Origin of the sequence: Psychroflexus sp. MES1-P1E (assembly GCF_002836055.1) — a bacterium.
Taxonomy (GTDB): domain Bacteria; phylum Bacteroidota; class Bacteroidia; order Flavobacteriales; family Flavobacteriaceae; genus Psychroflexus.
In genome coordinates this window covers 1-6548 of the sequence record NZ_PJBS01000128.1, presented here as the reverse complement: position 1 = coordinate 6548, position 6548 = coordinate 1, and the positions used below count along the sequence as shown (strand labels likewise).

The window sequence follows — 6548 nt, the reverse complement described above, 5'->3', positions numbered from 1 at the left end:
TAGGAGTAATTGTAGCAGGAATTTTAGTAAATTATTTGAGTTCTAATAAACCTGATTTGATTATTGGGACAATCGTTTTTGTTTTGGTTATTCAAGGAGCGTTTCGAATACTGATACTGAGCAAGTGAACTAAAAACACTAAGCACAACACAGAACTGAGGTAAAAACAACTCTTTTCTATTTTAATATGGAAGATTAGTAGTCTAGGCTTCATGAGACTGATTTTTTTCTATTTATGTTAGACAACATAGAAACGTAACTTTCATTATATGGCCTGCCTGATTTTATAATAGTAAAACACTGTTTTAGTAGCTTGTTGGTTACGGCAATTAAGGCTAGCTTCTAACTTTTGCCTACTATATTCTAACAAATTTCCCGACACACTTTGTTGTGCTTACAGGCCCTAAGAGAACATAAAAACAGCAAATGACGCAGCTTTTTATTAACCACCATACTGATTCTTGCCCTAACTCTAACACTGCTCTCAGACTTTCTAGCCGTTGGAATGATAAAGACACAGCTGCATACCTGTGAGGCTGTTCCAAACTTAAAAATCTATCAACAACTAGGATTGAAAACAAAGCGGTCTTCTGGCTTATACCATGTACAGTGATAAACAATTTGCGCGATGATTACACTTGTAACTTTCTTTTAAAATTGGATTTAAGCGAGCGTATATAACCTAATTATATAAGTAATTCAGCCAGTCGTGGAATCCCTAACTCAATCGGAATTTAAAAATATAGCGGGATGATTCACTGACCGAATTCACTCAAACGCAGGAATAAAAGAATTAAGTTGTATAATTAGAATTCTAAAAAATAACGAAATGGCAATTCAGTGTATACTTAATCGCTTTGGTCAGCGTGCCTCCGGAAAATTCCGTTGGAATTTTCTATCTGTGATTTGTTTGCTAAATTAGTTGCTTAATCATTCACCAAAAGTAGGCAACAACCTGTATACTTTAATGAACATTTAAAAACATAGGCAATGAAAATTTACACAGTCATTTTATTATCAATTTTCACACTTTTTTGCAATGCACAAAATGATACTGATTATCTAATGAAAAGCGAAATTGAAAACGACTTGAGAATTCTTGACGGTATTCTTAAAAACCAATCCTCATATCAAGGATTAAACGGATTTGATTACCGAAAGGATTTTGATAACTATTTAGACCAATTAGACGGAACAAAAATCACCAAATCTAGTTTTGGGTTGTTCTTATCCAAAACTATTGGAAAAATTGGCGATAGGCATTCTTATATAAAAGGTTATGATTTACCAGAAACACTCTATTTTCCCTTATCATTTGCACCATTTAAAGGTAAAGTATTAGTACTCGAATATGATAAGGCGAATAAAGAATACGCTTTTTGGAATTCTGAATTTCCGTACCTAAAATCTATAAATAATATACCACTAGACCAGATATTGCCAAAAATTCTCCCTAGCGAACAGCTCGCCCCAAAAAGTTCGTATTCTCTTCTTGCAATTAGAGATTTGAGAGATATAGAGACCGTTTTTAGCATTCTAAATATCAACTTGCCTAATTCTCTTTTCGTAACGCTTACAAATGAAAATGGAATCGAGAAAGGCGTAGATATTAAATTAGTATCAGATGAGAACAAGGCTTATTTATGGGATGAACGATTTCATAAGAAAAATTTCTTTTTGCGAGAGGAGCAGTTAAATGACATAGAGATTATCCAACAATTTTTTACGATAAAAGATAACATCGGATATATCCAGATTGTCGATATGTTGAGCATAGACGATAGCCCAGTATTTTTTGAGTATCTCAATGATTTTATGATTAAGGCAAAAGAAACTGATGCCTTAATTATAGATGTACGAGATAATGGTGGTGGAACACGTGATTTAATTCAAGAATTAGCAGGGTATTTTGTCGATCCAAATTCCGTGTATGTCGTTAACGCCACAAGGCAACGCGGGAAACTACCGTTGAATGATGAATTAAAAAAAGAGTTGCATAATCGCTTCTTATTTTCGAGAGATGAGTTGGATAGACGAGAACAAAATACAGTGGATAAATTTATGACTTCTTTTGAGCCAATGTATAACTTGGATAATGATAAGTTCAGCGAATATTATTATTATATTTTCAATGGTCAGAAAATCACAAAAGACAAGTATCATTATAATAAGCCTATATGTATCTTAACCAATGAAAGAAGTTTTAGTGCTGCTTCTATTCTTGTTTCAACATTTAAGGGATTACCAAACATGAAAATAGTTGGAGTGAATACTGACGGTTCGAGTGGAAACAGCCAGCGATTTGAACTACCAAATTCAGAATTACGCGGGAAAATAAGCACAATGGTTTCTTTTCAAAAAAATGGTAAAATATTAGATGGAATAGGCACATCCCCTGACATTAAAATAGAAAGGAGCTTGGATCAGATATTCTTGAAAGAAGATCATCAACTAAATAGACTACTGGAAATACTAAGAATGGAATAAAAACTGTGCTTAAAAACGTGTAAACTTAATGGCCTGTTTTTAGCTTACTTATGAAAAGTCCACTGGAATTTCCTCTGGTTCATTTCATTTTTCACTAATTTAGTTACTTAACCACGAGGCTAATCTTAATCATAAACGCCGTAATTAATAGTAGCATACTAAAAAAGTTAAGTATTGTTTTATCAAAACAGAACTATGAGGCATCTTTTTATATCCTTACTAATTTTAAGTTCTTTAAACAGCAAATCTTAAGATGAGCAATGGCCTGGTATTTCTCCTTTTAATGAAAGTGGTATTGTTCAAATAGACCAGAACTCATTTATTGGTGTTATAAGTGCGGTGACACTATTATTTGGATTGGCACAATTTGTTTTTAAGGATACAGAGCATTTTAATTTTTACCAAACAAGAGTGAGTTTTTTTCTGCTAGATTTATAATTGAATTCTTCAATATAAAAAGGGGGATGGTGTACCCATCCCCCTTTTTAAACACTGTTATTTTAATCAACAGTCAATTAATCTGTAATAGTAATCATTCCAGTCATAGAGCTGTGAAATTCACAATTGTAATACAACGTATCCGGTGCATCTGTAGGAACAGTAAATGTGATTGTTCCAGATATTGCACCATTATTTGTAACACCTGAATTGTATGTGTTAGCTGTACCCGTTCCTCTAACTCTATTTATATAGAAAGGGTGACCTGGAGTAGTTACGTTAAAAGTATACGTACTTCCTCTTTTAAATGTAAAGTCTGGATTACTTGAGTCTGAAAGTTCTTCTCCATTGAAAATATACGCTGAAGCTCCGGTATTAGTTACATCATAAGTCTTTGACTCTGCACCTCCTGGATCTGTACCTGCGTTAGAACCAATATTTCCTTGGGCAACGATTGTATCTAAATCAGCATCACTTAAATGAACATTTACATAGGCGTTAATAGTCAATAACTCGGTATAAGTTACCTCAGCACCGCCAACTAAAGTTGATACTTGAGTCTTACTAATACCACTATCTCCACTTACTGGATTTAAACCAACGATAATATTTCCTGTAGTAGCAATATCATTTTCATGTATATGTGCTGGATGACTACCGTCGGCAGGAGTACCAGTGAGGTTGATAGAGACCAAGGTTGTTTGATTAACACGTTTAGCAAATTCAACAGTACCATTAATACCAGCAACGTCTCTTTCGTTTAGATCATAGCTGATTGTTTCGCCTGTTAGCTCATTTTGTCCTATATCTCCCTGTGCAACGAGTGTAGATAATTCAGTTGCACTTAAATGTACGTTTATATAACCATTAAAATCAATTAATTCTTGGTATGTGATAGCAGTACCATCATTAAGGGTTGTAAATGTAGTTGCGCTTTCCCCCGTATCTCCATTTACATCTTCAAGCGTCAAAGCTATACCACCGCTTTCAACAGCAGTGTTAAAATGAATGTGCGCTGGGTGAACACCACCTGCAGGTGTATTTTGTAAATCTAACTCAATGGATAATGTGGCATCGCTATTTTCGATAAATTTAGCTGTACCAGAAACTCCAAAATCACCTACTGTTCCTAGAGTATAGATTTTAGAATTTAGTTCAGTTGGTTCGGGGTCTGTGTAGCCATCATCATCACTGCAACTGATAAAAAATAAAGGGATTATCATCAAAAAAGCTAGCAAATTTCTATTCATCATAATTTATTATTTAATTCTATTTCAACAAACGTATAATAAATATTCAAGTTCGTTTAAAATTTAACAAAAACAGTTAAACAATAATGATAGGGTATTCATATGGTTTGTAGGAGCTAAAAGCAAATAGTATTTATAAATCGATTCTAAATGATGAAATATTTGGAGGTCAAAATAGATTCATTTATAGCTTTTTATGATAATTAACTACTACCAATAAAGAATAAAATTAATTGCTTGGTTCTCCCATCCACATGGAAATTCCTTAAGAATTCCACTGGTTAGTTCTATTTTTACTAATTTGGCTTTTTATAAAGGCAACTACGCTTCTACATTATCGATATGGTTAACGAAAAACTTCTCATAAAATTGACTGAATTATAAAACTCTATAAGCTCTTATTTTCGTGTTATAAATATGAATATAGACAGAATAACAGCTTTTTTCACAGAAACTAAACTTATAAAAAGAGAATAGTTCACTAAATCTGGTCAATATTGCGAATGAAAGAATACTTCCAACTTCAATATAAAATGCTAAATAGGAAAATGATTGATTTTGGACTTCCACTTTTGATAGGATATCCACTTTTACTGTTTCTATTTATTCTGCTTTCCAATTATCTCTTTAGAAACACAGAATTCGCCAATTATGTTTACGGATTAATTGCATTAAGTTTCGTCTCAAGATTAAGTGATCCTAAACGAAACGATTTCTTAAAATCTATATTCAATAAAGACAAATACAAAAAATTAAGAGTAGTAGAAAACCTCATCTATTGCTTGCCTTTTACTCTGTTTTTAATTTACAAAGAACAATTTGTGTTTTCTATCCTATTAAATTTATTGATAATTATTATTATGCTGTTCAACTTCAGCACAAATGTGAATGTAACAATTCCAACACCGTTTAGTAAAAAACCATTTGAATTTGCTGTTGGCTTTAGAAAGACATTTTATGTTTTTCCAATAGCTTATGTCTTAACTTATATTTCAGTATCCGTTGGAAATTTTAGCCTAGGTGTCTTTTCTGTGCTATTAATTGGAATAACTTGCTTTTCTTATTATTCAAAAATAGAAAACGACTATTTTGTTTGGAATTATAATTTATCTCCAAAAGAATTTTTGTTGGAAAAAACAAAAACGTGTTTGATCAATTTTTTACTTTTAAGTTTACCAATTATAATAACTTTGAGTTTTTCATTTTTTAATCAAATTGATATTTTAATTGTTTTTATTCTTTTGTGTTTTGCTTATCTCACGACAATAATTTTTGCCAAATATTCGTCTTTTCCAAATGAGATGAATGTATCACAACTAATTTTAATTGCAACAAGTTTAATCTTTCCGCCAATACTCTTAATATTTATTCCTCTTTTTTATTACCAATCGATTAAAAAATTAAAAGACATTTTAAATGATTAAAATTGAAAAATTATCAAAGTTTTACGGTAAAAATCAAGTTTTAAATTCAATAGATTTAGAATTTAAAAAAGGGAAAGTATATGGCGTAGTTGGAGAAAATGGAGCAGGGAAAACAACTCTATTTAGATGCCTTTCAGGACTTGAAGATTATAAAGGAAATATCTCATCTAACTATACTAAACTAAAAGACCATTTAGGACTGTTGTTAACAGAGCCCTTTTTTTTCTCTAAAATTACCGGAAGGGAATATATACAACTACTTGCCAACTCAAGACAAATAAAACTATCCAATATTGAGAACAAAAATATATTTGATTTACCGTTAAACCAATATGCCTCTACCTATTCTACAGGAATGAAAAAGAAATTGGCTTTAACTGCAATTCTTTTACAAGGAAACGATGTATTTATTTTGGACGAACCTTTCAATGGTGTTGATATACAAAGCAATTTAATTATAACTGAAATTATAAAACGATTTAAAGAATTAGAAAAAACAGTAATTATTTCTTCTCATATTTTTTCAACTCTAGCGGATACGTGTGATGAAATTTATTTAATGAAAAACGGAGAAGTTATAAAGAAAGTAGAACAAGTTGATTTCAATAATCTTGAAAAGGAAATGAAAGAATTTACAGTTGGAACTAGGATTGACAAACTTGAGTTGAAATAAATAAAGGTTACTAAAAAAGTGCTGAGGTAAAAAACAAGTCAACAGGAATTACTTTAATTTTTTCTTTTGAGAGTACACAAAAATAAGTTTTGAATAGCTCTTATTTATTTTTGGTTTTTGACAACTTCATCTTGACAACTTGTTTTGCAGATAATAGATTATCTACGGGTATTTTCACTTTCTAGTCTACTGACTATATCCGAAGTATAAACTAAATAGGCTATGATTATCTTATACCAATTTAAACCTATAATGTCGCAATAAATCATTTCTTTT

At 31.4% G+C, this 6548-nt stretch carries 4 protein-coding genes and 2 pseudogenes; 4 read left to right on the top strand and 2 right to left on the bottom strand.

The annotated features are described in order from the left end of the window. A pseudogene (locus CXF67_RS18625) lies at nucleotides 1-128 on the top strand (cation transporter); the annotation flags it as partial. Between the two features lie 82 nt (nucleotides 129-210). Here the strand turns inward: CXF67_RS18625 and CXF67_RS19290 are convergent. Continuing rightward, nucleotides 211-602: pseudogene (locus CXF67_RS19290) on the bottom strand (transposase); the annotation flags it as partial. A gap of 388 nt (nucleotides 603-990) precedes the next feature. On the opposite strand from CXF67_RS19290, the gene CXF67_RS03565 reads away from it, so the two are divergent. Next, nucleotides 991-2487, top strand: coding sequence for a S41 family peptidase (locus tag CXF67_RS03565; protein WP_102087498.1), 1497 nt, complete (start codon nucleotides 991-993; stop codon nucleotides 2485-2487). 515 nt (nucleotides 2488-3002) lie between these two features. On the opposite strand, the gene CXF67_RS03560 is transcribed toward CXF67_RS03565, so the two are convergent. Then, nucleotides 3003-4178: a CHRD domain-containing protein gene (locus tag CXF67_RS03560; protein ID WP_257984578.1), complete on the bottom strand. Its 1176-nt coding sequence runs from the start codon at nucleotides 4176-4178 to the stop codon at nucleotides 3003-3005. 500 nt (nucleotides 4179-4678) lie between these two features. On the opposite strand from CXF67_RS03560, the gene CXF67_RS03555 reads away from it, so the two are divergent. Next, complete coding sequence (locus CXF67_RS03555; protein WP_102087496.1) at nucleotides 4679-5599, top strand: ABC transporter permease; 921 nt, start codon at nucleotides 4679-4681, stop codon at nucleotides 5597-5599. Then, on the top strand, nucleotides 5592-6272 hold the full coding sequence (locus CXF67_RS03550; RefSeq protein ID WP_102087495.1) for an ABC transporter ATP-binding protein: 681 nt from the start codon (nucleotides 5592-5594) through the stop codon (nucleotides 6270-6272). Before CXF67_RS03555 ends, CXF67_RS03550 begins: the two co-directional genes overlap by 8 nt. The last annotated feature ends 276 nt before the right edge of the window (nucleotides 6273-6548 follow it).

Excerpts from the sequence above, each read along its gene's own strand:
- CXF67_RS03565 (WP_102087498.1), top strand. The coding sequence starts at position 991 with ATGAAAATTTACACAGTCATTTTATTATCAATTTTCACACTTTTTTGC.
- CXF67_RS03560 (WP_257984578.1), bottom strand. The coding sequence starts at position 4,178 with ATGATGAATAGAAATTTGCTAGCTTTTTTGATGATAATCCCTTTATTT.
- CXF67_RS03555 (WP_102087496.1), top strand. The coding sequence starts at position 4,679 with ATGAAAGAATACTTCCAACTTCAATATAAAATGCTAAATAGGAAAATG.
- CXF67_RS03550 (WP_102087495.1), top strand. The coding sequence starts at position 5,592 with ATGATTAAAATTGAAAAATTATCAAAGTTTTACGGTAAAAATCAAGTT.